Below are 23,339 nucleotides of genomic sequence, written 5' to 3'. Positions count from 1 at the left end.
CTCGTCAGAAGCGGTAGCGCAGGCCGGCGAACAGTGAGCGGCCCTCGTCGCGGTAGCAATAGCCCGCCGAGCAGATGGTCTTCTGGCTGTCGAACAGGTTCTTGGCGTTGACCTGCAGCTTGACGCCTTCCAACTTCGGATTGCGATAGCCGAAATCATAGGAGAGCGAGGCGTCGACGAAGGCGCGTGCGCTGTTCTTGAAAGTGTTGGTGTCGTCGCCATAGCTCGAGCCGGCGACGCGCACTCCAGTGCCGAGCCCCAGCCCCTCCAGCGTGCCGTTCTCGAACTGGTAGTGGCCCCACAGCGACAGGATGTGGTTCGGCGTCGCTGATAGCTCCTTGCCATCGGTTCCTTCGGCGCCACGCTCGATCCTGACGCGCAGATAGGTATAGGAAGCGATGAAGCTGAAGCCGTTGTCGAGCGAGGCATTGGCTTCCAGTTCGACACCGCGCGAATTCAGGTCGAGCTGGCGCTGCTTGTTGATGCCTGTCGAGGCGTCGAAGACGACGCCGTCCTTCTGGTCGATGTCGAACAGCGCGGCGCTGACGGTCGCATTGTAATTCGGGATCTCGTATTTGACGCCGATCTCCTTCTGCGTCGCGATGGTCGGCCGGGCGACACGGCCGACAGGGCTGGTGACGTCGTCATACACGAAGCCGATATTGGGCGAGAACGAGGTCGAATAGTTGACGTAGGGCGTGATGCCCCATTCGGTCTGGTAGGACAGGCCGAGACGGCCGGAAAAGGCGCTGTCCTTCTGCTTCGACGTGCTGTAGTCGGCGGCGGTGGAGGTTGTGTCGACCCAGTCGTAGCGGCCGCTGGTGAACAGGGTGAAATCGTTCCACTCCATCTGGTCGTGCAGATAGACGCCGAGCTGGTTCATCTCCTGTCCGCCGGAGTGGGGAACCGGCATCGCCTTGATGTCGTCGACCGAGACATAGGACAGACCGCTGCCGGCGTCGTAGTCCGACCAGGCATAGTCGATGCCGCCGACGGCGGTGTGCCTGACCGCGCCGGTGTCGAACTCGAACTGCGCCATATTGTCGACGACGAAGTTCTTCATGGTCTCGGTGTAGTGGCCCCAGTAGCGCTTCAAGTCGGCACCGTCCGGATAGTGGCCGCTGTACTCGATGTCGGTGTCCACGGCGTTGTAGCGCAGGTTCTGGCGCACCGTCAGCACATCGTTGAAACGATGCTCGAACTCGTAGCCGATGCGGCCCTGGCTCTGGGTGAAATCGTTCCAGGCCGGATCGCCCTCATAGACATTGGACAGCACGCCATAGCCTGAATTGTAGAAGGCGGCCGTGCCACCGGTGACCGATTTCGAATATTCGCCAAGAATGGTGAGCTTGGTGTCCTCGTCCGGTTTGAAGGTGACAGCCGGCGCCAGATAGACTTTGTCGTCGGGATAGCTAGGCAATTCGGTATCGCTTTTGCGGCCGAGGCTGGTGAAGCGATAGAGGACGGTGCCGTCCTCGTTCACGGGTCCGGATGCGTCAAGGCCCGCCTGAAACCGGTTGTGCTCGCCTGCGAGCAGTTCGATCTCGCGGAACGGCTCATCCTTGGGGCGCTTGGTGACGACATTGACGATGCCGCCTGGGCCGCTGACACCATAGAGCGACGATGCCGGGCCTTTCAGGATTGTCACGCCCTCGATCCCGTAGGGCTCGGTCCTGAACCAGGCCGAAGGCCCATTGTACTGGCGCAGCCCGTCGCGGAACATGCCGTTGTAGAAGGCCTGGAAGCCGCGCAGGAAGAACGCATCGTAGCGGGTGTCGAAGCCGAAACTGTTGGGGTTGGCGCTGGCAGTGTAGCCGAGCGTTTCGTTCAGCGTACGCGGCTTCTGGTCCTCGATCTGCGCCTGCGTCACCACTGAAACGGCCTGCGGAATCCTGGCCAGCGGCGTGTCGGTCTTGGTGCCGATGCGATCCTTCTTGGCGACATAGCCATCCTGCTTCAGGATTTCGTTGCTCTGCGCGGTGACCTCGATGTTGCCGAGCATGGTGGACGTTTCGCTGTCCTGCGCATGTGCAGCGCCGGACTGGCCGAGCATTGCCGCGCCGCCCAACAATGAGATCCACAGGCGCCATGTCGTCAGCCTTGTTCGCATCAACTCGTCTCCACCGTCTCATGCTTGATTGCGTCCCCGCGTTCTCAAATATGAGTATGGGAGTCAAGTATTTTTTCCCGCAGCGGCCCAAGCTGACATGGGCTGTTGCAGAGCGGCACTGCTGACGGATTCGACCGATTTGGTTTTGAGCTTCTGGGGCGGCGGCTTTGCCGTCTGTCCTGGTCAGCCGGTCTTGGCGTCGGCCAGCCCGAAGCCGCCGACAGGATGGGTTTCGACCTGGAATTCAAAGCCGGCGATGAACGGCCGGGCCTTGGCGATCGTCGCCTGGACTTCCGGAAGCTGCAGCGATGCCTTGTGACTTTCGGCGTCGATCCACACTTCGGTGACCCAGATAGCATCGGCATCCGCGGGGTCGCGGGCGATGATGTAGTTGAGGCAACCCGGCAGGGCGCCGGTGCTGGCGCGCAGGAGGTCGATGACCGCGTCACGCTGGCCGCGCGCCGCCCGCATCTTGCCGATCAGTCCGTACATTCCGTTGTCTCCGTTTGAGGTTGTCGACAAGAACATGCAGATAGCCAGTATGCCGATAGCCGCTCAAGGCATCAACTGGCCGCCATTCACCTCGATCACCTGGCCGGTGATGTAGCCGCTCAAAAGATCGGAAGAGAGGAACAGATAGGCGCCGACGCAATCCTCAGCCGTGCCGGCACGCCCCTGCGGAATGGTGGCGATCATGCCTTTCATCTGGTCGTCGGTCGAATAGCGCTCGTGGAACGGCGTCAGAATGGTGCCGGGCGCCACCGCGTTGACGCGGATGCCGAAGCCGATCAGCTCCTTGGCCATGCCGCGCGTCACATTGGAGACGAATGCCTTGGCCGAGCCGTAAAGTCCGGCGCCGCCGCCCGCTCCATTGCGCGCGGCGATCGACGAGGTGTTGACGATGAAGCCGCCCTGTTTCTTCAGCCACGGGATCGCCCTGCGCGAGGCGGTCAATACCGAACGCGCATTGAGGTCCATCACCGCGTCGTAATGCGCCTCGGTCTGCTCTGCGTAGGGCACGCGGCCAAGCATGCCGCCGGCATTGTTGATCAGGCCGTCGAGGCGGCCGAAATACTGCGCGCTCTCTTCGACGACGTGTTCGACATCGGCGGCAACGGAAAAATCGCCCTGGACGAGAAACACCTCGCCGCCCTTGTCGGCGATCGTCAACCCGAGCCTTTCGGCGGCGTCGCGGCTCGAATTGTAGTGCAGCGCCACCTTGCATTTCTGCGCTGCATAAGCCAGCGCCAGCGCAGCGCCGATACCGGTCGACGCACCGGTGACCAGCACCGCCTTGCCGGCGAGATCGGGTATGCTGAGTGTGGTGGCTGGCACGGTTCTTCCTCCGGGATGTCTGCCTGCCCTTCGTAGGCCCTTGCCACCCCGGTGTTCAAGCCTCACGGGCGCAGATAGGCGTAACCCTGGCCTTGCAGTTCGGCGAGTTTGACGACGCCGCCCTTGTCGGCGGCATGGAAGCCGGCGAGCAGGTCGGCGAGCGAAATATCCATGCCCTGCATGGTGTTGGCGCAGGCATGCGGTTCCAGCCCCTGCTGCACCAGGCCGGCGAAGCGCCCGGAAATCGCGGCCGATATGCCTTTCGACTTGAAGGCGGCGAGCGCAGGACCATGCACGACCAGCACGATGTCGACATTGCCGCCGGTGCCATCATAGTGGTTCTTGATGTTGCCGAGCACGAAGTTGACCTTGTCGACGTCGCTCAAGTGATAGGCGACCTTTTGCCGGGCCGGCTCCGTTACCGCTGCGGCCTGCACCGCCCGCAGACCAAGAACCGTTCCGGTTCCGGCAAGAATCGCGCGGAACATATCGCGCCGGCGCATGGCATCCTCCCCCGCTTGGCGGCTCACCGCGAATTGCGTGACTCCAGCCGCAATACTAGCATAAATTGACATTGCGTCCTGTCGATGCGGGGGAGAGATTACATGGCGGTCAGGGCAGGGGAATGGAAGACAGTCGCCGGCGCCGGGTTTGGCGCGGCGCTGCTTGGCGTGCTTGCAGGATCGGCCTCCGCGGACGATGCGCTCAAGCTCACCGAACTCAGTCCCAGCCACACTGATGCCTGTTTCGGCCGCGTCTATGATGCGGCGCATCTGAAGGCGCACCCGAAGCAGAAGGTGGCGCGGATCTTCTTCTACTACGGCCATGATCCGGTCAGCCGGCCGAATGAAGAGCCGACCGTGAATTCCGACACTTCCTACAATGCCTTCATCGCCACCTCCGTGCGCGGCGCCAAGGCGCCGGAATGGGCCGGCGGCTGGTGCAATCATGCGTCGGAGGACGGCAAGGCAGGCGCCATCCATTGCGGTATGGAGTGCGACCGGACGCTTGCATCGCTGAAGGTCGACGACAAGGGCCGGCTGCTCCTCTCGGATCTGCAGCCCGACATCTATCTCGATGCCGATTCGGAAGAGGAGTTGGGCGCAGCGGAATATGACAGGCAGGCGCTGGGTTCGGAGGACGACAATTTCCGCCTCGACCCAATGCCGGCCGCGATCTGCAAGGCGGAGTTCGCGCGCATCGATCCAGTCGACCCCGCGCTTGGGCTGCCTCTGCGCGAGCGGCTGAAGCCGGACCAGGCGTTCTGCTATGGGCGCGACTACGATGCAGCGCATCTCGGCTCGCATCCCGATCAACTGACGCAGTCGATCCGGGTTTTCCGCGGGCCGGTCGAACTGGCGTCGTTTGCTTCAGGGAGCGATGCAGCCAACTGGCCTGATGGCGCCGACATTGCCGTCTCGGTTACCACGCGGCAGAAATCGGCTGAGGTGACGCAGACCTATTCCTGTCAGGGCGAGGCCGACCAATGGCGCTGCGCGGCGAGCTCGAAGATGAGCAATTTCTCCTGCGATATCGCGCAGAAGGAGATTTTTCTCAAGCGAGGCGCCGACGGCACGATGATGCTGGCCAACCCCAACAGCGCACTCGCGATCGTCGACCTGTGTTCGAAGGCCGCCGACGGCAAGACCAAATCCGACGACAAGGTCTATCGGCTGCAGCCAATGCCGCAATCGGCCTGCGCGCCTTGAGTTCGGACTTGTCTACGTCGTCATGAAGGGATATATCTTTGCTATATCTCATTTGAGGATAGCATGATGGACAAGGCAAAAGTGTTCTGGTCGGGCCGGTCACAAGCTGTGCGTCTGCCCAAGGAGTTCCGTTTCGAAACAGATGAGGTTTCGATTCGCCGTCACGGGCAAACCGTCATCCTGGAACCGCTTGCGCAGGATTGGGCGTGGCTCGACCAAGTGATCGGACCGCTTGATAATGATTTCGCCGAGGCAGCGCTGGAACGTCAGGACGGCCAGGATCGACCCGCCTTGGATGACGTCTTCAAGTGATCTACCTGCTCGACACCAATGCCATTATCGCGGTTATCAAGGGCGATGAGGGTCTGCTGACATTACTCAAACAGCACACGCCGCAGGACTTTGCCCTCTCGGCGATAGTGGTGCACGAATTGTACTATGGTGCTGAAAAGAGCCAGCGAAGGCCCGAAAATTTGGCACGCATAGAAGCTCTGCAGTTCCCCGTCCTCGAATTTGACCGGGAAGACGCGAGACATGCCGGCGAGATTCGGGCAACGCTTGCGACGTTGGGAACTCCGATCGGTCCCTACGATGCGTTGATCGGCGGGCAGGCGCGCGCTCGAAACCTCACACTGATGACCCGCAATGTCCGGGAATTCGAGCGTATCAAAGATCTCTCAATCGAGACCTGGTGAACCGCCTCACGCGAACGGCACCGCCGTCGTGCCCTTGGGCAGCTTGGCTTCGTCGTCGGGCTCGACGTGGATGGTGACCCGCACGGAGGGGATTTCGGCCTTCAGGGCGTCCTCGATGCGGTCGCAGATGACATGGCTGGCGCCGACCGACATGTCGGCATCGACGACCAGATGGAATTCGATGAAGGTGGCGCGGCCGGCGATGCGGGTCTTGAGGTCGTGGACCTCGATCGCGCCCTTGCAATTGGCCGAGATGACGTCGCGGATGCGCATGTGTTCCTGCGTGTCGACGGCGCGGTCCATCAGGCCGTTCATCGACGAGCCGATGACGTGCCAGCCCTGCCACAGGATGTTCAGCGCCACGAGGACGGCAAGTGCTGGATCGAGGATCTGCCAGCCGGTCAGGACCGCACCGACCAGGCCGCCGAAGACACCGATCGAGGTGACCACGTCGGTCATGATATGGTTGCCGTCGGCGACCAGCGCCGGTGACTTCTCCGCCCTGCCGGCGCGGATCAACGTCCACGCCCAGAAGGCATTGATAACGGTAGCGACGCCGTTGACGGAAAGACCTTCCCAGGGCTGTTCGAGCGGTGCCGGGGTCTGCCAGGAGCGCCAGACCTCGTTGAGGATCAAAAGTGCGGCGAGCACGATCAGCACGCCTTCCAGCACCGCCGAGAAATACTCCGCCTTGTGGTGGCCGAAGGGATGGTCTTGATCGGCCGGCCTGTAGCTGACCTGGATCGCCCAGAAAGCGGCGATCGACGCAATGACGTTGACGATCGATTCCAGCGCGTCCGAATAGAGCGCGACCGAGCCGGTGACGTACCAGGCGACGAGCTTCAAGCCGAGCACGATTGCCGCAATGATGATCGACCAGAACGCAAGGTTGGCGACCTTGCGCTTCGCGGCCGCCTTGGCCGCGATCGCCATTGTGTCCTCGGTTTCGGCCATGATTGTCAGGCGGCCTTTTCCTTGGCCTTGCGCGGCAGGTGGGCGACTATGTTCTCGATGATGCGCATCCCGGCATTGTGGCCGAGCGTCATGATCGATTCCGGGTGGAACTGCACCGCCGCGATCGGTTCCTTGCGGTGTTCGAAGGCCATGATGACGCCATCTTCGGTTTCCGCCGTGACGATGAAATCGTCGGGCAGCCGCACCGGGTCGGCAAAGATCGAGTGATAGCGGCCGACGGTGACTTCCTTGGGCAGGCCGGAGAAGATGATGCCGGGCTTGGAGACGCGGATGCGCGACGGCTTGCCGTGCATCGGTATGTGCAGTTGCCGCAGTTCGCCGCCATAGGCCTCGGCCAGGGCTTGCAGGCCAAGGCAGACGCCGAAGATCGGCAGGTCGCGGGTGCGGGCTCGTCTGATGGTTGCGGCGCAATCGAAGTCCTTCGGCGTGCCCGGTCCTGGCGACAGCACGACGAGGTCGGGCTTCAGCCGGTCGAACACTTCCTCCGGCACCGGCGTGCGCACGGTCGAGACATTGGCTCCGGTCTGGCGGAAATAATTGGCCAGCGTGTGGACGAACGAGTCCTCGTGGTCGACAAGCAGGATGTTGACGCCGTCGCCAACGCGCGCGGTGGTGCGCTCGGTGCTGGCGGAATTGCCTGTCTTGGCGTCGCGAATGGCGGAGAGCATGGCGGATGCCTTCAGTTCGGTTTCGGCCTCTTCTTCCTCGGGAACGCTGTCGAAGAGTAATGTGGCGCCGGCGCGCACTTCGGCAATGCCGTCCTTGATGCGGATGGTGCGAAGCGTGAGGCCGGTGTTCATGTCGCCGTTGAAATTGACCATGCCGATCGCGCCACCATACCAGGCGCGCGGGCTCTTTTCGTTCTGTTCGATGAAGCGCATGGCCCACAGTTTCGGCGCGCCGGTGACGGTGACCGCCCAGGCATGCGACAGAAACGCGTCGAAGGCATCCATGCCTTCGCGCAGCCGACCTTCGATGTGATCGACGGTGTGGATCAGGCGCGAATACATCTCGATCTGGCGGCGGCCGATAACGCGCACCGAACCCGGCTCGCAGACCCGCGACTTGTCGTTGCGGTCGACGTCCGAGCACATGGTCAGTTCGGATTCGTCCTTCTTGGAGTTCAGCAGTTTCAGGATCTGCTCGGAGTCGGAGATGGCATCGTCGCCGCGCTTGATGGTGCCCGAGATCGGGCAGGTCTCGACACGGCGGCCGTTGACGCGCACGAACATTTCGGGCGAGGCGCCGATCAGATATTCGCCTTCGCCCAGATTGATGAAGAAGGAATAGGGCGAGGGGTTGATCGACTTCAGTTTGCGCGAAATCTCGGATGGCTGCGTCTCGCAGCGCTCGTAGAACATCTGTCCGGGGACGACCTCGAACAGGTCGCCGCGCTTGAAACTGTCCATCGCCTTGCGCACCAGATTGGCGTATTCGCCGGGCTCATGGTCGCCGCGCGGCGGGATGCGGTCGGGGCTCTTGAACGGATCGGCGATTTCGTCGCGCGGCAATCCCTCCGTCGAAAACCCGTCGCCGGCATAGTCGTAGCGGTCGGTCCAGGCCTTAGCCGAATAATGGTCGACGACCAGGATCTCGTCGGGCAGGAACAGCACCAGGTCGCGTTGATTTTGCTTGCGCTCGAGCTTGTAGTCGACCGGGTCGAACTGGAAGGCGAGGTCGTAGCCGAAAGCACCGTAGAGACCGAGATTGGCGTCTTCCTCGGTCTTGAACAAGGCAGTGATGGCGCGCAGGACGGTGAACACCGAAGGAACGCGGCTGCGCTCCTCCTCGGTGAAGACGCGGCCGGGCTTGGCGACGTCGAGGCGGATGAGCTTTTTCGATGTCTCGGCGATGGTGACGTCGGCGAGCCCACCCAGCGCGTTGCCGATGACCGGTAACAGCGCTTCGCCACGGCGGTTCAGCGCCTCAATGCGCATGGCGCGGCCGCGTGCCGAGATGACCAGCGGCGGATCGATGATGGCGGTGTCCCAGCGCGTGTAGCGACCGGGATATTCGTAGTTCGAGGAAAACACGGCGCCGCGGCGCGAATTCAGACCGTCGACGTAAGCGTCGATCGCGCCCGCATAGGGCCGGTCGTGGCGCTCGCGGGTGATGGTCACGCCACCCGCGGTCACGAAACTTTCCGCCCCGTTATCCAGAACCTTCATCGTCATTGCCGTCTCCATCAGCTTATTTGGGGCAACGGACCCGGGAATGGCTTGGAAAAAACAAATGGCCGCCCGGACTTTCCGTTGCGGCCACCCTCTCTTTTCGCGCACGCGCGTTCGAACAGGCCGCTGTCAGCAGGCCCACCACCAAATGGTCTTGGTCGAACGCATGTTCATGGCGAAATCCATAGCTGCGAAAGGGAGGATACGCAACAGGTTTGAAAAGCCTGTCCGGTGGCCGCAGCTTCTGCATCTCATGGCACATCGCCAGAGCCGACAGCGCGGCCTAGATTGTCATCCAACAGCAGGAACATGGGAAACACCGATGACCGAGCAAATCGAGCGCGCGCGCACGTTCCATTCCCTCCACCTCAAGGGAAACCCAATCGTCCTCTACAATGCATGGGATCCGGGCTCGGCCAAGATCGTCGAGAAAGCAGGCGCCAAGGCGATCGCCACCGGAAGCTGGCCGGTGGCGGCCGCGTTCGGATACGCCGATGGCGAGAAGATCCCGCTGGAGCTGGCACTCGACAACATCAGGCGCATCGTCGGGTCGGTCGACCTGCCGGTGACCATGGACCTTGAAGGCGGTTATGGCGTCGACCCGGACATCGTCGCCCGCACCGTGACGCTTGCCTTGCAGGCCGGTGCCATCGGTTTCAATTTCGAGGACCAGATTGTCGGCGGCACTGGCCTGCACGACATCACTGTCCAGGCAAAGCGGATCGAAGCCGCAGCGGCTGCCGTCAAGGCCTCCGGCATCCCGGCCTTCCTCAATGCCCGAACCGATATCTTCCTCAAGGCCAAGCCGGATGCGCACGACAAGGCGCTGCTCGATCAGGCGATCGAACGGGCGCGAGCCTATGAAAAGGCCGGAGCGAGCGGCTTTTTCGCGCCGGGCCTTGGTGATGAGGGCCTCATCGAGGCGCTCTGCAAGGCAATCGCGTTGCCGGTCAACATCATCGCGCTGGCGCATGTGCCGCCGCGCCAGCGGCTGGCCGAACTCGGCGTCGCCCGCATCAGCCACGGGCCGGTGCCCTACCGGCAGATGGCAGAATGGCTGGAGGCGAAGGCGCGGCAGGCCATTTCTGGCTAGATCAATCTTCCAGCGTCCCTGACCGGGCGTCGGCGCTCTTCCTGTCACCGACCAGCTTCAGCAGATCCTCGCCGGCGCGGATGATGCGCCGCGATCGGCGGGTCAGGATGATGCCGTCCTGCGGCGCGAAGACCTCCGTGCGGCCATCGGCTTCGCCCGGTGTATGGAGGATGATGGCAAGGCGTGCACCCTTGGCGACGCGGTCGCCGGGCTTCACGTCATAGAGCACGGCACCGGCTCGGGGCGCCGGCATCATATCGATGTTTTCCAGCGGCGCGACGACCCCTTTGAACGAGCCAGGCGCGGGCAGCGTGGCATCGGCGATCACGCCGCGCGCCACCAGCAGCCGGTAGAGCCCTTCGGCGTCGGAGGCGGCCAAGGCACCGTCGACATCGAGGATGCCGCGATATTCGACCGTGGTGGCGACGCGGCGGCCGAGCTTGGCCACATCATCTGGAACGTTTTGGTAGGGCATGATCGACGCGCCTTCGAAGGTGCCATCGGTGTCCTCGCTCCACAGCACGACCGCATCGACGCCCATGGCGGCGGCGCAATCGGCCATTGCGGGCCAAAGGCTGGTGTGGACGTAGAGATAGGCGAGGCCCTCGTCGTCGCAGTGCAGGTCGAGAACGATGTCATGGCCGAGCGACAGCTGCACCAGCCGGCTCTTCAGCCGCTGGTCGGCCGTCCCAAGTGCGGTGTCGTGCAAGAGGGCTATGTCTGGCGCGGCGAGCAATGGAAAGCCGCGGTTGAAATTGGTGCGGGTGCCCAGATGGAAGCGGCCTTGATGCTCGCCGAAATGATACTGCGCGCGACCGATCGGGTTGGCCCAGGGCACGATGGTGAGGTTGCCCTTGATGCGGCCTTCAGCCTCCGCCTTGTTGAGCATCGGCATCAGCGCGTCGATGGCGACGACGCCCGGCAATTCACCGGCATGGAGCGCTGCCTGCAGATAGGCCGAAGGGGCAGCCTTGTCCGCGCCCGCAAAGCGGAACAGCGGGAATTCGTAGGAAACGCCCTCGCTTTCACCGGCGATGCGCTCGATCGATTTCTGCATGACGTCCTCCATCAAGAGTATGAGACATGCCCGTTTGAAGACGCCGATGTCGATTGGTCCAGCCGGCCGCGCTATGGGCGCAAGAGGTTACTCTGCGGGAGCCTCAGCGACGGTGACCGCCAGCAGGGCAAGTGCTGCGCCATGGCCGAAGGCGGTGAAGACGCGTGCGGTCACATCCAGCAATGCAGAAGAAGAAGGGCCTTATGGGTTGCCGCAGGCGCTCTCAAACCAGCGGCTTCAACTCCTGGGCAATGGTCGGCAGCAATTCCGAGACGTTGGGATGGATGTGCACGGCGCGCGCGAGCGTGTCGACGGGCGCCTTGGCGTACATCAGGTCAAGCACGCAATGCACCGCCTCGTCGCCGCCGGGGCCGAGCACCGAGCAGCCGAGGATTTCCCTGGTATGTGCATCGACCAGGATCTTCATGAAGCCTTGCGTCTCGCCCTTTTCGACAGCGCGGCCGACTCGGCTCATCGGCCGCTGGCCGACCAGTGCGCGACGGCCGGATTTCTTCACCGCGGCCTCGGTCATGCCGCAGCGGCCGAGCGGGGGGTCGATGTAGAGCGCATAAGCTTCGATGCGGTCGCTGACCTTGCGCGGATCGTTGTCGAGCAGGTTGGCGGCGACGATCTCGTAGTCGTTGTAGGAGGTGTGGGTGAAGGCACCCTTGCCGTTGCAGTCGCCCATCGCCCAGATACCGGGCACGCTGGTGCGCAGTTGGTCATCGACAATGACGAAGCCGCGCCGGTCGACCTCGACGCCTGCTCTATCGAGGCCGAGGTCGTCGGTGTTGGGCGTCCGTCCGAGGGCCAGCAGTACATGCGAGCCGACCGCCGGCGGTTTGCCGGCCGAGAAGGTCACTGCGATGTCCTTGCCCTGCTTGGCGAAGCTGATGTCGTCGGCACCGACATGGACTGTAATGTCTTCGTTTTCGAGGATCGACAGGATGGCGGCCGAGACATCCTCGTCCTCGCGGCCGGTCAGGCGGGGGCTCTTCTCGATGACGGTGACTTCGCTGCCGAAGCGGCGGAACATCTGCGCGAATTCGAGCGAGACATAGCTGCCGCCGACGACGACGAGATGGCGCGGCAGCACGTCGAGATCCATCATCGACGAATTGGTCAGATAGTCGATGTCGTGAATGCCGGGCAAATCCGGCACCGAGGCGCGGCCGCCGGTGTTGAGGAAGATTTTTTCGGCGGTCAGAAGCTCGTTGCCGACGCGCACCGTGTTGGAGGATTCGAAACGCGCATGGCCACGGTAGAGCGTGCAGCCCTTCATTCCGCCGATCCAACTCTCCAGATTGCTGCGGGCGTCGATCGTCACCTTGTCCTTGCGCGCCTTGATCCTGGCATAGTCGACGCCGACGGGGCCGCCGAGCGTGACGCCATAGTCGGCCGCACGCCGCGCCAGCTGCGCGGCATAGGCACTGGCGACCATGGTCTTGGTCGGCATGCAGCCGGTGTTGACGCAGGTGCCGCCGACCAGCTTGCGCTCGATCAGCGCCACGCTCATGCCGGCTTCCGTCAGTTGGCCCGCCAATGGCGGCCCGGCCTGTCCGGCGCCGATGACGATAGCGTCGAACGTCTTGGCCGTCATGCCACCGCCGCCACGATCAGGAGGCCGCCGATGATCGCCACCGCATCCTCGATGAAGGCGGCGGGCGGATCCTTGCCGAAGGCGGCGGCGAGCCGGCCGCGCGCCTCGGCGCCGCCCAGCGTGCCGATGACCGCGCCGATGGCGCCGGCGATCAGGCCGCCGATGGTGGCGCCGCCTGTCGCGCCGATGCTCATGAAGCTCGCCCAGGTGCCGGCAACCGGCAGCCAGCCGAGCCAGGCGCCCCAGGCGACGGCGGCTGGCGCGGTCATGGCGCGAAGACCGGCAATGACGCCGATCAGGAGTGCGAGAATATAGAGCATTGTTGATCCCCTCGATCTCTCCGGCAAGAGCAGGCTAGCATAGGTCCGGCATTTGGCCAGCGCATGACTTCGAAAATTGGAATGGTTTTTGCGCCCGGTGTTGCAGAGGCATTGGCACTTTCCCGTCCATTGCAATTGTGCTTTGGCAAAGACGTCAACTGGAGACACCGTCATGGCTGAAAGCGAGCGCGCAAAGATGGCGGCCGGCCAATGGTACACGTGCCTCGACGACGAACTCGAGGCGTTGCGGGCGACAACGCGCGACGCGGTGTTCGAGCACAATTGCCTGCCGCCGCGGCAGCGCGGCAATCTCGGGCCAAGCCTGAAGGCGTTGCTCGGCAAGGCCGGTGAGGGCGCCCGCATCGAGGCGCCGTTCCACTGCGCCTATGGCTTCAACATCTTTCTCGGCGACGGCGTCTTTCTCAATGCCGGCTGCACCATCCTCGACACGGCAAGCATACGCATCGGCAGGGGAACGCTACTCGGCCCCCATGTGCAAATCTACTGCGCCGAGCATCACAAAGAGGCCAGTGGGCGGCAAGCGGGACTGGAGATCGCCAGGCCGGTCGAGATCGGTGCCAATGCCTGGATCGGTGGCGGTGCCATCATTCTTGGCGGCGTCAGCATCGGCGAGGGCGCCATCGTCGGCGCCGGTGCGGTGGTGACGCGCGACGTGCCCGACAATACCACCGTGGTCGGCAATCCGGCACGGGCGGTCAGGCGCAGCTGATGCTATGCCTTGGGAAACCGGATCGTCGCTTCAAATCCGTCTTGTCGGCCTGATGCGGGTGAATTCAGCGCCAGTGACGCATCGATCTGTTGCAGGATCCGGTTGACGATCGCCAGGCCGAGGCCCGATCCCTCGGCACGTGTTGCGCCGCGTTCGAACCGCCTGATCAGGCCAGCAGGCGCGGAAACCACCGGGCCTTGGCTGACCACGCTGAGTCGGGCGTCCTCGTCTATGTGCACGACCACCGCTCCGCCTTCGGTGCCATGCCGCAAGGCATTCTCGATGAGGTTGCGCAGGACGATGGCCAGTGCATCCGTGTCGATCGCGGCCATCGCCTTGCCTTTGTCAGGCGTTTCGAGGCGAAGGCGGCCCTTGTTTTCGCTGCGCTGTTCGAAGTCTTCCACCACCAGTGCAGCGACCGCGGCGAGGTCGGCGGGGTTGCCGGCAACGGCCACTCCGGCGTCAGCGCGCGCCAACTGCATCAGCTTTTCAGACAGGCTGGCAAGCTCGCCCAACGCCACCTTGATCTGACGCGGGCGTTTTCTTGCCGCCTCGTCCGGAGCTTCAGCAATCAGCCGCTCCGTCTGTGCCAGCGCGCCGGCAATCGGCGTGCGCAATTCATGCGCGGCGTTTGCTGTGAATTCCTTTTCTGCATCAAGCGCCATGTGCAGGCGCCGCATCAGGCTGTTGACCGACTTGGCGATAGCGGCGAGTTCTGAGGGCAAGTCCTCGGTTCGGATCGGAGCGAGATTGTCGCCATGACGGGCGCTGATCTCGCCGCGCAGTGTTTCGATAGGCCTCAGGAAACGCGCCAGGGTCAGCCATGCGAAAAGTGCGCTCAAGGGGATCAGGATGACCATTGGTATCAGGAAGCCGGTGGCGGCTTCGAGGGTTTCCTCGTTGCGTCGTGCATCAAGCTCGGCGACCTGGATGAGAACCGTGCCGCTGACCGTGGGCTCTGTGTAGATGCGCCATCCCGATGCCTCCGAGAAACCCTGAACAAGCTCGGCCGTGAGCGGCTCGGCCGGAGCGTTGTAAGAATGAATGAGAACGTGACCGGTGGCGTCGCGCACCTGGAAAATGAGACGCCCGCCGTCATCGTCCGAAACGGCCTCCGCCAGCCTGCGGGGCGATTGCGACGCCTCGCGTCCGAAAAGATCGTCGATCACCAGCGGCAGCAGCCGGCGCGCCGCTTCCTGCATCGAGCTGTCCATGGCTTCGTTGATTTCACGATGCAGCGTGATGCTTCCCGTGCCGGCGGCGACCAGGCCGAAGGCGACCGTGACCAGGATCAGCGAAGCGACGAGGCGACCGGCAAGGCTGCTGAGCAGTCTCATGAGGATGCCAGGCGGTAGCCAAGCCCTCTTACCGTCGTGACGGCGTCGCGCCCGATCTTCTTGCGCAGACGACTGACATACACTTCGACAGTATTGCTTTCGATCTCCGCGCCGAAGGCATAGAGCGCGTCCTCGATCTGGTTCTTGCCGACAGTCATGCCGGGCCGGCGCAAGAATTGCTCCAGCACCGCCCATTCGCGCGATGTCAGCATCGCCTCCGTCCCTCCGACGACAACGCGGCGGGCGGCCTGGTCGATCTCGACAGACCCGAAACGGATCAAGGGATTGGGGTTTCCCGCATAGCGGCGCGAGACGGCGGCGAGGCGCGCGGACAATTCGCCAAGATCAAACGGCTTGACCAGATAGTCGTCCGCTCCGGAGTTCAGCCCCTCTATACGATCGGAGAGCTGGTCGCGGGCGGTCAGGATGATGACTGGTGTGTCGTTGCTCTCGCGGCGCAGCAGCTTCAGGAATTGGAGCCCCTTGCCATCCGGCAGATGGAGATCGAGGAGAACGAGTTCATAGGAGACGACGCGAAGGTGATCGCCGGCTTCACCAAGCGACCTGCTCCAATCCACCGCGTGGCCGTCGGCGGCAACGTGATCGCGCACCGCTTCGCCCAGTACAGGATCGTCCTCGATCAGCAGAACGCGCACTTCGCCTCCGTGTTCAGCAACCCGCCCGTCTATGCGGGATGAGGCTGACAGGAAGCTGAATGAAAGCCAACTGCGGCTTTTTGGGCGACGCCGGGCGTGTTCAGGCAGCTGTCAGGTTTCACGGTCAGGGTCCGTGACATCGGAATTGGCCGATGGAGAAAAGAAGATGAAGACCTTGACCTTGACCGCGCTGGTGATGGCTCTTGCCGGGCCGGCCTTTGCCGCCGACAAGTGTGATGTGCCGACCGACCAGTGGCAGCCGCGCGAGGCGCTGCAAAAGAAGCTTGAAAGCGAAGGCTGGAAGGTTCGCAGCATCAAGACGGAAAACGGCTGCTATGAAGCCAAGGCGCTCGACGCCAAGGGCAAGAAGCTGGAAGCCGTCTTCAACCCCAAGACGCTCGAGTCGGTCGGCGCCGATTCCGACGACGGCTGACCGCCATGAACGCCACCTTTTCGACACGAGAAGCCTCGGTCGATTCGACACGAGAAGTCTCGGTCGAGTCGACACGAGAAAACCTGATCAGGGTGTGGAGCCCCTATGTCCGCCTCTTTCACTGGTCCTTGGTCCTGTGCGTTGCGGTGGCTTGGCTTTCCTCCGGAGAGATCATGAAGGTGCATGAACTGGCCGGCTATGGCGCTGGGGTTCTGATTGCCTCAAGGCTGATCGCCGGGCTTGCGGGTTCGGGGTATACGCGCTTTCGTCAATTCGTGCGCGGACCGCAAACCGTCAGCCTGTATCTCGCCGACGTGGCAAAGGGCCGCGAGAGGCGTCATCTCGGCCATAATCCGGCTGGAGGCGCCATGGTGCTGGCACTTCTGGCTTGCGTAGCGGGAATTGCGCTTACCGGCTGGATGCAGACCACCGACGCCTGGTGGGGCGTGGCCTGGGTGGAGGACACGCACAAGATCCTGGGCAATGGAATTCTCGTGCTGGTCGGACTTCATGTCGGCGGCGTGCTGCTGGCCAGCGTTCGTCATCATGAGAATCTGGTTCGCGCCATGCTCACCGGCCGCAAGCGTGCGCCTTCGCCGCAAGACGTTGCCTGAGTTAGAAACCGGCAAAATTCCGAGGGCGCCGCGCGATGCGGCGCCCTCGGCGTTCTGTCTCAGAAGGACAGCGCCATACGTTCGTCCCTCTGATCGGCCCGCCTGGAAAATTCGCGCCGGTATTGCGCCGGTGATGTCCTGAGCCGAGCGGCGAAATGCTGGCGCAGCGAGGTGGCGCTGCCGAAGCCGGCCTCGAACGCCACGATATCCATCGGTTTCTCCGTGGCTTCCAGCAGCCGCTGCGCCAGTTCGACCCGCTGGCCGGTCAGCCATTCGCCGAAACTGGTGCCGATCGATTTCTGGAAGCGGCGGGTGAAGGTGCGCCGGGTCAGGCCGGCGGCCTCGGCGACGCTGTCCAGACTATGCGCCTCGCCGAGCGTTGCACGAACCGCGTCGAGGGCTTGGGCGAAACGGTCGGCATCAGCGCTCCTCGCCACCGGATGCTCGATGAATTGCGCCTGCCCGCCCTGCCGATGCGGGGAAAGCACAATCTGGCGGGCCAGCCGCAGTGCCGCTTCCGCGCCATAGCGGCCACGCACGATGTGGAGACAGCAGTCGAGGCCGGCGGCGACGCCGGCCGACGTAACGACATCGCCATTGTCGACATAGAGCACCGTGGCGTCGACGGCGACATCGGGGTGGAGTGTTTGCAACTGTTCGCAATAGGCCCAGTGCGTGGCGGCACGGCGGCCCGACAATAGCCCGGCTGCGGCTATGGCAAAGGTTCCCAGGCACAGTCCGACAATCAAGGCGCCGCGCCGGTGTGCCTTGCGCAGCGCCTCCATCAGCAACGGCGCCGGCGGCTCGCCGAGACGATGCCAGCTTGGGATGATGACAATGTCGGCAGCGTCAAAACCTTCGAGCCCATGCGGGGCGGCGGCGGTCAAGCCGGCCTCGGTGTGGATTGGGCCGGCCTTGACCGCGCAGATGCGGAAGTCGAAGCGCGGTAGCCCAAGTGCCGTCCTGTCCTCGCCGAAGACCAGGCACGGCACGGAGAGATGGAAGGGGCTGATGCCGTCGAAGGCGAGGACGGCAACGATCGGGTCGGTCATGGATGCCTCCAGCGAGTGAGTGTATATTGTCCCAATTCTTTCGAATGATGTCAATCGGGACACTTTCGATGGCTTGGCAGCCTGCCTATTTTCGGACGATCGCATTCAAGCCGGAAAGGAAAACACAATGTCTGACCCAGCCAACGCCACGCCACGCCGGGCGCTGATCGTCATCGATGTCCAGAACGACTATGACGGCGGCAATCTTGCCATCCAGCATCCGCCATTCCGCGACAGCGTGGTCAACGTCGCCCGGGCCATGGATGCCGCCGCAGCCGCCGGCATCAAGGTGGCGGTCGTCAAGCAGATGGCGCCCGAGACATCGCCGATCTTCGCCAAGGGCAGCCATGGCGGCGAACTGCATCCCGAAATCGCCAGGCGCAGTCGCGACCATTATGTCGAAAAGAACCTGCCCTCCGCCTTCACCGGAACCGACCTCGAGGACTGGCTGCATGCCAACGCCATCGATACGATCACGGTGGTCGGCTACATGACGCATAATTGCGACCTGTCGACCATCATCCACGCCGTCCATATGGGCTTCGCCGTCGAGTTCCTGTCCGACGCCACCGGCTCGGTGCCATACGCCAACAGCGCCGGCTACGCCTCGGCTGAGGAGATCCACCGCGTGGTCACGATCATCCTGCAGTCGCGCTTCGCCGCCGTGCTCAAGACCGCCGAATGGGTCGAGTGCCTGAAGACAGGAGCGCTGCCGGAGCGTGACACGATCGTCGGCTCCAACCAGCGGGCGCTGTCGCGGAGCGCCGCATAAGCATCAGCGGAAAATGCAAAGGGCGCCGCATCGCTGCGGCGCCCTTTTGATATGTCGAGACTTAAGTCTCAGAACAGGCCTTCGATCTGGCCCATTTCGTTGAGGAAGATCTTCTCCGAGGACGGAGCCTTGGGCAGGCCGGGCATAGTCATAACCTCGCCGCAGATGATGACGACGAAGCCGGCACCGGCCGAAAGCCTGACCTCGCGCACCGGCACGGTGTGACCGGTCGGCGCACCGCGCAGGTTCGGGTCGGTCGAGAACGAGTACTGGGTCTTGGCCATGCATACCGGCAGGTGGCCATAGCCGGCCTGCTCCCAGGCGTGCAGCTGGTCGCGCACCGACTTGTCGGCAATCGCCTCCGAGCCGCGATAGATGCGCTGGACGATGGTGTTGATCTTCTCGAACAGCGGCATGGCATCGGGATAGAGCGGCGCGAACTGCGAAGCGCCGGATTCGGCCAGCGCCACCACCTTGTTGGCGAGGTCTTCGATGCCGGCCGAGCCGTGGGCCCAGTGCTTGCACAGGATGGCTTCCTCACCCATCGAGGCGACATAGTCCTTCATCGCCTGGATCTCGGCGTCGGTGTCGGAATAGAAGTGATTGATGGCGACCACCGCCGGCACGCCGAACTGCCTGATGTTCTCGATGTGGCGGCCAAGGTTGGCGCAGCCCTTCTTCACCGCTTCGACATTTTCCTTGCCGAGGTCTTCCTTCTTGACGCCGCCATTCATCTTCATGGCGCGCACGGTGGCGACAATGACGGCTGCTGCCGGCTTCAGCCCAGCCTTGCGGCACTTGATGTCGAAGAACTTTTCCGCGCCGAGATCGGCGCCGAAGCCGGCTTCGGTGACGACGTAGTCGGCAAGCTTGAGCGCCGTCGTGGTGGCGACGACCGAGTTGCAGCCATGCGCGATGTTGGCGAACGGGCCGCCATGCACGAAGGCCGGGTTGTTCTCCAGCGTCTGCACCAGGTTCGGCTGCACGGCGTCCTTCAGCAGAACGGCCATGGCGCCGTCGGCCTTGAGGTCGCGCGCATAGACCGCCGACTTGTCGCGGCGATAGGCGACGATGATGTCGCCAAGGCGCTTTTCAAGGTCCTTCAGGTCGGTCGACAGGCAAAGGATCGCCATGACTTCCGAGGCGACGGTGATGTCGAAGCCGCCCTCGCGCGGAAAACCGTTGGCGACGCCGCCGAGCGAGCAGATCATCTCGCGCAGCGCACGGTCGTTCATGTCCATAACGCGGCGCCAGACGACGCGGCGGGTGTCGATGCCGAGCTCATTGCCCCAGTAGATGTGGTTGTCGATGAGCGCCGAAAGCAAGTTGTGCGCCGTGGTGATGGCGTGGAAGTCACCGGTGAAGTGGAGGTTCATGTCCTCCATCGGCACGACCTGCGCGTAACCGCCGCCGGCAGCGCCGCCCTTGACGCCGAAGTTCGGGCCGAGCGAGGCCTCGCGGATGCAGACGATCGCCTTCCTGCCGATGCGGTTCAGGCCGTCGCCGAGGCCGACCGTGGTCGTCGTCTTGCCTTCGCCGGCCGGCGTCGGGTTGATGGCGGTGACGAGGATCAGCTTGCCATCCTTGTTGCCCTTCACCGACTTTATGAACTCGGCGGAGATCTTGGCCTTGTCGTGGCCATAGGGCAGCAGATGTTCGGTCGGGATGCCGATCTTCTGGCCGATCTCCTGGATCTGCTTTTTCCTGGCGCCGCGCGCGATCTCGATGTCGGACTTCACTTCGGCCATGACGGCTTTCCTCTGGATTGGACGGTGGAGGGGACGGGTTTGATGTCACTCGCAAGCAGGTTGGAACCGGGCGCGGGCATGTTCTAACCCTCTCGCTGCCGCGGCGTCAACTTGCATGCAACTATGTTTCCTATAGAGAAAATTCCTCTGCGGACCGGCCGACCTGTCATCGGTTCTTCCTGGCTCCGTTGCCGCGCCGTATACAAGCCAGAGGACGCGTCGCGCCGCCGTCTCAAAACAGCCGCACAATGCACGGAATGCGACAGAGGCGACGGCGCAAATTCGCCATCGCGTGGTGCCCAACGGAACAGCGCTACTGAGTCAGCACGTTGCTGATTTCGACCATGTTGGAGCGCACCCTGAGCACGTAGAAGCCCATTGTCGTCAGGTGCGTTGGCAGGATCCAGCCGTCCTCGCGGCCGTTGGCGATGATAAAGGGCTGGATGCGCAGCGCCGAAACGAACTGCGAGTCCATCGTGTCCCACAGGTTCTGCAGATGCTTTTCCTTGATGACGTCGTCGAAGTCGGCCTGGGCACCCTTCATCAGCCCGTAATAGCCATAGAGTTGGCCATAGGCGAACCAGAAACGGTCGTCGGCGCGGAAATCGAACCAGCCATTGTTGTGGTTTTCAGCGCGTTCCTTGAGGATCGCCGAGGTCGAGCCGATGTCGGACGAGATACGGTCGATATATTGTTTCAAATTGTCGGCGCGGGCGTCGAACGTCGCCTGGCAGGTGGCAAGGCGAGCGTTGAAGGAACGCAGCATGCGGACGGCGTCGCGATAGTAGCTTGGTGTCGGCGTCTTGGGGCCGAACGGGTTCAGGCCGAAATACCAGGTCTCCTCATCGAACTGCAGATTGCCGCGAGCATTCTGCAGATCGCTGTCGATCTGCGAGGTGGTGCGCACACGGCCGAGATTGTCGGCGAGTTCGGTTGCGGTGCGCCGCACCGCCTGGTTGATGCCGCGCTGGAACGAGGCCTTGTTGTCCATCCACGGCGTGTTATCCCAGTCGATCCCGAACAGGCCGAGCTTGTAGAGGATCATCGACGAGATCCAGGCATTCTGGTTGACGTTGAAATCGGTCAGGTCGGCCGCCACCTGGGCGATGCCGGAGTTGCCGCAGGTCTTGGCAGTGTCGGTGCCGGAGCCCGCCGAGACCTGTTCGCCGGCGGAGACGTTGCGTTTCTCGAAAGTGTATGTGTCGGGGTAGTTCGGGTTGAAATTGTTCCACCACTGGGTGGCGTAGAAGAAATTGGCGTAGAGGCCGATCAGCACCAGCAAAGCCAGGCCGAGCGCCGCCTTTAGGATCCAGCCACGTTGCGTGTACCAGCGCCCGGCCCACAGGAACGGCCACAGGATCGCGCCGATCACAAGCCCAATGCCGCGGCCGATCCACTGGAAAATCCGGGTGAAGAAGTTCACGATCGGATCGAGCATGGCAATGTTATCCCCTCAAAGCATGATGCCAAAAAGTTGCAGACTGTTTGGATAACATCATGCGCCAAAACAGTAAGTTAGAACGAAGTGACAGTTCATTTCGTTCTAGTCGGTCAAGCCATAGAGGCGTGTGCGAAACGCCACCTTGTCCTTCAAATATGTGGTTTTGAGAACGTCTACAACATGCGAGCGCCAGGCGTCGCTGAAGCCGTCATAGTCCCTGTAGAAGCCGTCCTTGTTGAAGATGTAGCGCGAGACGAAATCCGACGGCACGAAATCCGAGATCAGCCGGTTGGTCAGCCAGGCGTCGGGATGTTCTGATTTGGCGCGGATCACCAGGAAGCGCTGCTGCGGGGAGACATCCTCGATCTTGAGGTGGCCGAGCTGGGCGATCTCGCGCTTGGCGGCGTTGAGAAAGGGAAAGTTGCCGTCTTCGGTGATCAGGTCGGCATGGCTCTGGATCCAGGTCTGCAGCCAGACCTTGTCGACGTCGGTCAGGTTGCGGTTCGGGTCGGCGTCGCGGATCAGCGCGCGCACCACCATCTCGGCCCGGTGCTCGAGATAGCCCGATGTCTCGACCCAGGAGGCACGCGGCAGCTCGATCCGCCCGGTGGTGGCGAGGAATTTGAACACCTTGTCGGCGTCGCTGATCGAGATGTAGCTCACTTGCCACGGTCGCGAACGGCGGAAACCGGGAGCCGCCGGATCGCTGATCACGGTCGTCATATCAGGGTCGACGAACACGTAGAGGCCGCCGAAATGGCTGGTCCAATAGGCGCTGTGGCGGAAGATCACCTGGTCTGGCACCAGCGCGTTTTCGCGGATGTCACCGCAGATCTTGGCAAGCTCCACCATGCGGGTCAGCATGGCGTTGTCGCGCCAGGCGTCGGGCTCCTGCCTAAGCCGGTCGACGAGCTTGCCGAGCTCGGCGGCCTTGCCTAGCACATCCTCGGCCGACAGCACCTTGAACTCGACCTGGTTGATCGACAGCAAATCCTCGATGTCGTTGACCTTCGGAATGGAATCCTCGATCTCGCCGTAGATCACGTCCTTGATGGTCAGCGCGTCGATGGCGCGCTGGTTCTTGGACATGAACTCGAACATCAGCTGCGAGGTGTTGGAGAAGGCCGTATGCACCACCGGCAGGTCGATCTGCGACGGCGTCAGGATGATGAAGCGGCGGTTGACCTCGTTGGGATCGAGATAATCGTAGTCGCCGCATTCCTCGGCCACTTCGGGCGAGAAGCCGGTGCGGTCAATCTGAAAGCTTTTCAGCTTGGTGGGCTTCAAGCCGAATGCGGCGAGCGCCTTGTTGTAGCGCTGGATCAGGTGCGACTCGTCGACCGTCAGCAGCCGGCCGTAGATCAGCTCGTTGTCGCGTAGAAGGTCGGGTTTCTTGGTCATCTTCCCTTCTCCCCGTTCACGGGGAGAAGGTGCCCGAAGAGCGGATGAGGGGCGCGGATCTTCCTTCTCCCCTTGTGGGAGAAGGTGGAT

At 62.9% G+C, this 23,339-nt stretch carries 23 protein-coding genes; 8 read left to right on the top strand and 15 right to left on the bottom strand.

The features are described from left to right. Positions 1-4 precede the first annotated feature (4 nt). From NKJ90_RS22535 to NKJ90_RS22520, 4 genes are all read right to left on the bottom strand, one after another. Entirely contained in the window at positions 5-2,110 is a 2,106-nt protein-coding gene (locus NKJ90_RS22535; RefSeq protein WP_023760662.1) for a TonB-dependent siderophore receptor, read from the bottom strand. Between the two features lie 183 nt (positions 2,111-2,293). Next, positions 2,294-2,602, bottom strand: coding sequence for a putative quinol monooxygenase (locus tag NKJ90_RS22530; protein ID WP_023760663.1), 309 nt, complete (start codon positions 2,600-2,602; stop codon positions 2,294-2,296). Between the two features lie 63 nt (positions 2,603-2,665). Further along, positions 2,666-3,445 (bottom strand): SDR family NAD(P)-dependent oxidoreductase, encoded by a 780-nt coding sequence (locus tag NKJ90_RS22525; RefSeq protein ID WP_023760664.1) that lies wholly within the window; start codon positions 3,443-3,445, stop codon positions 2,666-2,668. A 62-nt stretch (positions 3,446-3,507) separates the two neighbouring features. Then, a complete protein-coding gene (locus NKJ90_RS22520; RefSeq protein WP_023760665.1) occupies positions 3,508-3,948 on the bottom strand; it encodes a DsrE family protein in 441 nt (146 codons plus the stop codon). A 102-nt stretch (positions 3,949-4,050) separates the two neighbouring features. On the opposite strand from NKJ90_RS22520, the gene NKJ90_RS22515 reads away from it, so the two are divergent. From NKJ90_RS22515 to NKJ90_RS22505, 3 genes are all read left to right on the top strand, one after another. Then, positions 4,051-5,154: a hypothetical protein gene (locus NKJ90_RS22515; protein WP_023760666.1), complete on the top strand. Its 1,104-nt coding sequence runs from the start codon at positions 4,051-4,053 to the stop codon at positions 5,152-5,154. A 66-nt stretch (positions 5,155-5,220) separates the two neighbouring features. Then, positions 5,221-5,466 carry an antitoxin gene (locus NKJ90_RS22510; protein ID WP_023760667.1) on the top strand — a complete coding sequence of 82 codons (246 nt, stop codon included), beginning with the start codon at positions 5,221-5,223 and terminating at the stop codon, positions 5,464-5,466. After that, on the top strand, positions 5,463-5,849 hold the full coding sequence (locus NKJ90_RS22505) for a type II toxin-antitoxin system VapC family toxin (protein WP_023760668.1): 387 nt from the start codon (positions 5,463-5,465) through the stop codon (positions 5,847-5,849). Before NKJ90_RS22510 ends, NKJ90_RS22505 begins: the two co-directional genes overlap by 4 nt. 6 nt (positions 5,850-5,855) lie before the next feature. Here NKJ90_RS22505 and NKJ90_RS22500 read toward each other — a convergent pair whose 3' ends face one another. Further along, on the bottom strand, positions 5,856-6,803 hold the full coding sequence (locus NKJ90_RS22500; protein ID WP_023760669.1) for a cation diffusion facilitator family transporter: 948 nt from the start codon (positions 6,801-6,803) through the stop codon (positions 5,856-5,858). 5 nt (positions 6,804-6,808) lie between these two features. Continuing rightward, entirely contained in the window at positions 6,809-8,998 is a 2,190-nt protein-coding gene (locus tag NKJ90_RS22495) for an anthranilate synthase (RefSeq protein ID WP_023760670.1), read from the bottom strand. Between the two features lie 319 nt (positions 8,999-9,317). On the opposite strand from NKJ90_RS22495, the gene NKJ90_RS22490 reads away from it, so the two are divergent. Continuing rightward, a complete protein-coding gene (locus tag NKJ90_RS22490) occupies positions 9,318-10,088 on the top strand; it encodes an isocitrate lyase/PEP mutase family protein (RefSeq protein ID WP_023760671.1) in 771 nt (256 codons plus the stop codon). Position 10,089: 1 nt separating this feature from the next. Here the strand turns inward: NKJ90_RS22490 and NKJ90_RS22485 are convergent, their stop codons facing one another. The 3 genes from NKJ90_RS22485 to NKJ90_RS22475 all read right to left on the bottom strand — a co-directional run bounded on the left by NKJ90_RS22485 (position 10,090) and on the right by NKJ90_RS22475 (position 13,065). After that, positions 10,090-11,145 carry a succinylglutamate desuccinylase/aspartoacylase family protein gene (locus NKJ90_RS22485; RefSeq protein WP_023760672.1) on the bottom strand — a complete coding sequence of 352 codons (1,056 nt, stop codon included), beginning with the start codon at positions 11,143-11,145 and terminating at the stop codon, positions 10,090-10,092. 223 nt (positions 11,146-11,368) lie between these two features. Then, a complete protein-coding gene (locus NKJ90_RS22480) occupies positions 11,369-12,745 on the bottom strand; it encodes an FAD-containing oxidoreductase (RefSeq protein ID WP_023760674.1) in 1,377 nt (458 codons plus the stop codon). Beyond that, positions 12,742-13,065, bottom strand: a complete 324-nt coding sequence (locus NKJ90_RS22475; protein WP_352486794.1) for a hypothetical protein — start codon at positions 13,063-13,065, stop codon at positions 12,742-12,744. Before NKJ90_RS22475 ends, NKJ90_RS22480 begins: the two co-directional genes overlap by 4 nt. Before the next feature lie 172 nt (positions 13,066-13,237). Between NKJ90_RS22475 and NKJ90_RS22470 the strand changes: the two genes are divergently transcribed. Beyond that, complete coding sequence (locus tag NKJ90_RS22470) at positions 13,238-13,795, top strand: sugar O-acetyltransferase (RefSeq protein ID WP_352486792.1); 558 nt, start codon at positions 13,238-13,240, stop codon at positions 13,793-13,795. 2 nt (positions 13,796-13,797) lie between these two features. On the opposite strand, the gene NKJ90_RS22465 is transcribed toward NKJ90_RS22470, so the two are convergent. After that, positions 13,798-15,132: an ATP-binding protein gene (locus NKJ90_RS22465; protein ID WP_023760676.1), complete on the bottom strand. Its 1,335-nt coding sequence runs from the start codon at positions 15,130-15,132 to the stop codon at positions 13,798-13,800. Further along, positions 15,129-15,788: a response regulator gene (locus NKJ90_RS22460; RefSeq protein ID WP_352486791.1), complete on the bottom strand. Its 660-nt coding sequence runs from the start codon at positions 15,786-15,788 to the stop codon at positions 15,129-15,131. Before NKJ90_RS22460 ends, NKJ90_RS22465 begins: the two co-directional genes overlap by 4 nt. A 166-nt stretch (positions 15,789-15,954) precedes the next feature. Here NKJ90_RS22460 and NKJ90_RS22455 point away from each other — a divergent pair, with 166 nt between their 5' ends. Next, on the top strand, positions 15,955-16,221 hold the full coding sequence (locus NKJ90_RS22455) for a PepSY domain-containing protein (RefSeq protein WP_023760678.1): 267 nt from the start codon (positions 15,955-15,957) through the stop codon (positions 16,219-16,221). Positions 16,222-16,226: 5 nt separating this feature from the next. Further along, positions 16,227-16,835 carry a cytochrome b/b6 domain-containing protein gene (locus NKJ90_RS22450; protein ID WP_084025525.1) on the top strand — a complete coding sequence of 203 codons (609 nt, stop codon included), beginning with the start codon at positions 16,227-16,229 and terminating at the stop codon, positions 16,833-16,835. Between the two features lie 59 nt (positions 16,836-16,894). Here NKJ90_RS22450 and NKJ90_RS22445 read toward each other — a convergent pair whose 3' ends face one another. Beyond that, on the bottom strand, positions 16,895-17,887 hold the full coding sequence (locus NKJ90_RS22445) for a GlxA family transcriptional regulator (protein ID WP_023760680.1): 993 nt from the start codon (positions 17,885-17,887) through the stop codon (positions 16,895-16,897). A gap of 127 nt (positions 17,888-18,014) precedes the next feature. Here NKJ90_RS22445 and NKJ90_RS22440 point away from each other — a divergent pair, with 127 nt between their 5' ends. Beyond that, positions 18,015-18,659: a cysteine hydrolase family protein gene (locus NKJ90_RS22440; RefSeq protein ID WP_023760681.1), complete on the top strand. Its 645-nt coding sequence runs from the start codon at positions 18,015-18,017 to the stop codon at positions 18,657-18,659. A 68-nt stretch (positions 18,660-18,727) separates the two neighbouring features. Here the strand turns inward: NKJ90_RS22440 and NKJ90_RS22435 are convergent, their stop codons facing one another. The 3 genes from NKJ90_RS22435 to NKJ90_RS22425 all read right to left on the bottom strand — a co-directional run bounded on the left by NKJ90_RS22435 (position 18,728) and on the right by NKJ90_RS22425 (position 23,249). Then, positions 18,728-20,407, bottom strand: coding sequence for a formate--tetrahydrofolate ligase (locus NKJ90_RS22435; RefSeq protein ID WP_352486789.1), 1,680 nt, complete (start codon positions 20,405-20,407; stop codon positions 18,728-18,730). A 313-nt stretch (positions 20,408-20,720) separates the two neighbouring features. Continuing rightward, positions 20,721-21,845, bottom strand: coding sequence for a DUF2333 family protein (locus NKJ90_RS22430; RefSeq protein ID WP_023760683.1), 1,125 nt, complete (start codon positions 21,843-21,845; stop codon positions 20,721-20,723). A 105-nt stretch (positions 21,846-21,950) separates the two neighbouring features. Next, positions 21,951-23,249 (bottom strand): DUF6638 family protein, encoded by a 1,299-nt coding sequence (locus tag NKJ90_RS22425; RefSeq protein WP_023760684.1) that lies wholly within the window; start codon positions 23,247-23,249, stop codon positions 21,951-21,953. Between the last annotated feature and the right edge of the window lie 90 nt (positions 23,250-23,339).

Source organism: Mesorhizobium sp. M0051, from assembly GCF_040323235.1.
In the GTDB taxonomy this organism is placed as follows: domain Bacteria; phylum Pseudomonadota; class Alphaproteobacteria; order Rhizobiales; family Rhizobiaceae; genus Mesorhizobium.
This window is presented reverse-complemented; position numbering and strand designations above follow the sequence as displayed.

Coding starts and splice junctions, on each gene's coding strand:
- NKJ90_RS22530 (WP_023760663.1), bottom strand. CDS start 2,602: ATGTACGGACTGATCGGCAAGATGCGGGCGGCGCGCGGCCAGCGTGAC.
- NKJ90_RS22485 (WP_023760672.1), bottom strand. CDS start 11,145: ATGCAGAAATCGATCGAGCGCATCGCCGGTGAAAGCGAGGGCGTTTCC.
- NKJ90_RS22440 (WP_023760681.1), top strand. CDS start 18,015: ATGTCTGACCCAGCCAACGCCACGCCACGCCGGGCGCTGATCGTCATC.
- NKJ90_RS22435 (WP_352486789.1), bottom strand. CDS start 20,407: ATGGCCGAAGTGAAGTCCGACATCGAGATCGCGCGCGGCGCCAGGAAA.
- NKJ90_RS22500 (WP_023760669.1), bottom strand. CDS start 6,803: ATGGCCGAAACCGAGGACACAATGGCGATCGCGGCCAAGGCGGCCGCG.
- NKJ90_RS22450 (WP_084025525.1), top strand. CDS start 16,227: ATGAACGCCACCTTTTCGACACGAGAAGCCTCGGTCGATTCGACACGA.
- NKJ90_RS22480 (WP_023760674.1), bottom strand. CDS start 12,745: ATGACGGCCAAGACGTTCGACGCTATCGTCATCGGCGCCGGACAGGCC.
- NKJ90_RS22520 (WP_023760665.1), bottom strand. CDS start 3,948: ATGCGCCGGCGCGATATGTTCCGCGCGATTCTTGCCGGAACCGGAACG.
- NKJ90_RS22515 (WP_023760666.1), top strand. CDS start 4,051: ATGGCGGTCAGGGCAGGGGAATGGAAGACAGTCGCCGGCGCCGGGTTT.
- NKJ90_RS22490 (WP_023760671.1), top strand. CDS start 9,318: ATGACCGAGCAAATCGAGCGCGCGCGCACGTTCCATTCCCTCCACCTC.
- NKJ90_RS22470 (WP_352486792.1), top strand. CDS start 13,238: ATGGCTGAAAGCGAGCGCGCAAAGATGGCGGCCGGCCAATGGTACACG.
- NKJ90_RS22425 (WP_023760684.1), bottom strand. CDS start 23,249: ATGACCAAGAAACCCGACCTTCTACGCGACAACGAGCTGATCTACGGC.
- NKJ90_RS22445 (WP_023760680.1), bottom strand. CDS start 17,887: ATGACCGACCCGATCGTTGCCGTCCTCGCCTTCGACGGCATCAGCCCC.
- NKJ90_RS22465 (WP_023760676.1), bottom strand. CDS start 15,132: ATGAGACTGCTCAGCAGCCTTGCCGGTCGCCTCGTCGCTTCGCTGATC.
- NKJ90_RS22475 (WP_352486794.1), bottom strand. CDS start 13,065: ATGCTCTATATTCTCGCACTCCTGATCGGCGTCATTGCCGGTCTTCGC.
- NKJ90_RS22430 (WP_023760683.1), bottom strand. CDS start 21,845: ATGCTCGATCCGATCGTGAACTTCTTCACCCGGATTTTCCAGTGGATC.
- NKJ90_RS22495 (WP_023760670.1), bottom strand. CDS start 8,998: ATGACGATGAAGGTTCTGGATAACGGGGCGGAAAGTTTCGTGACCGCG.
- NKJ90_RS22535 (WP_023760662.1), bottom strand. CDS start 2,110: ATGCGAACAAGGCTGACGACATGGCGCCTGTGGATCTCATTGTTGGGC.
- NKJ90_RS22455 (WP_023760678.1), top strand. CDS start 15,955: ATGAAGACCTTGACCTTGACCGCGCTGGTGATGGCTCTTGCCGGGCCG.
- NKJ90_RS22510 (WP_023760667.1), top strand. CDS start 5,221: ATGGACAAGGCAAAAGTGTTCTGGTCGGGCCGGTCACAAGCTGTGCGT.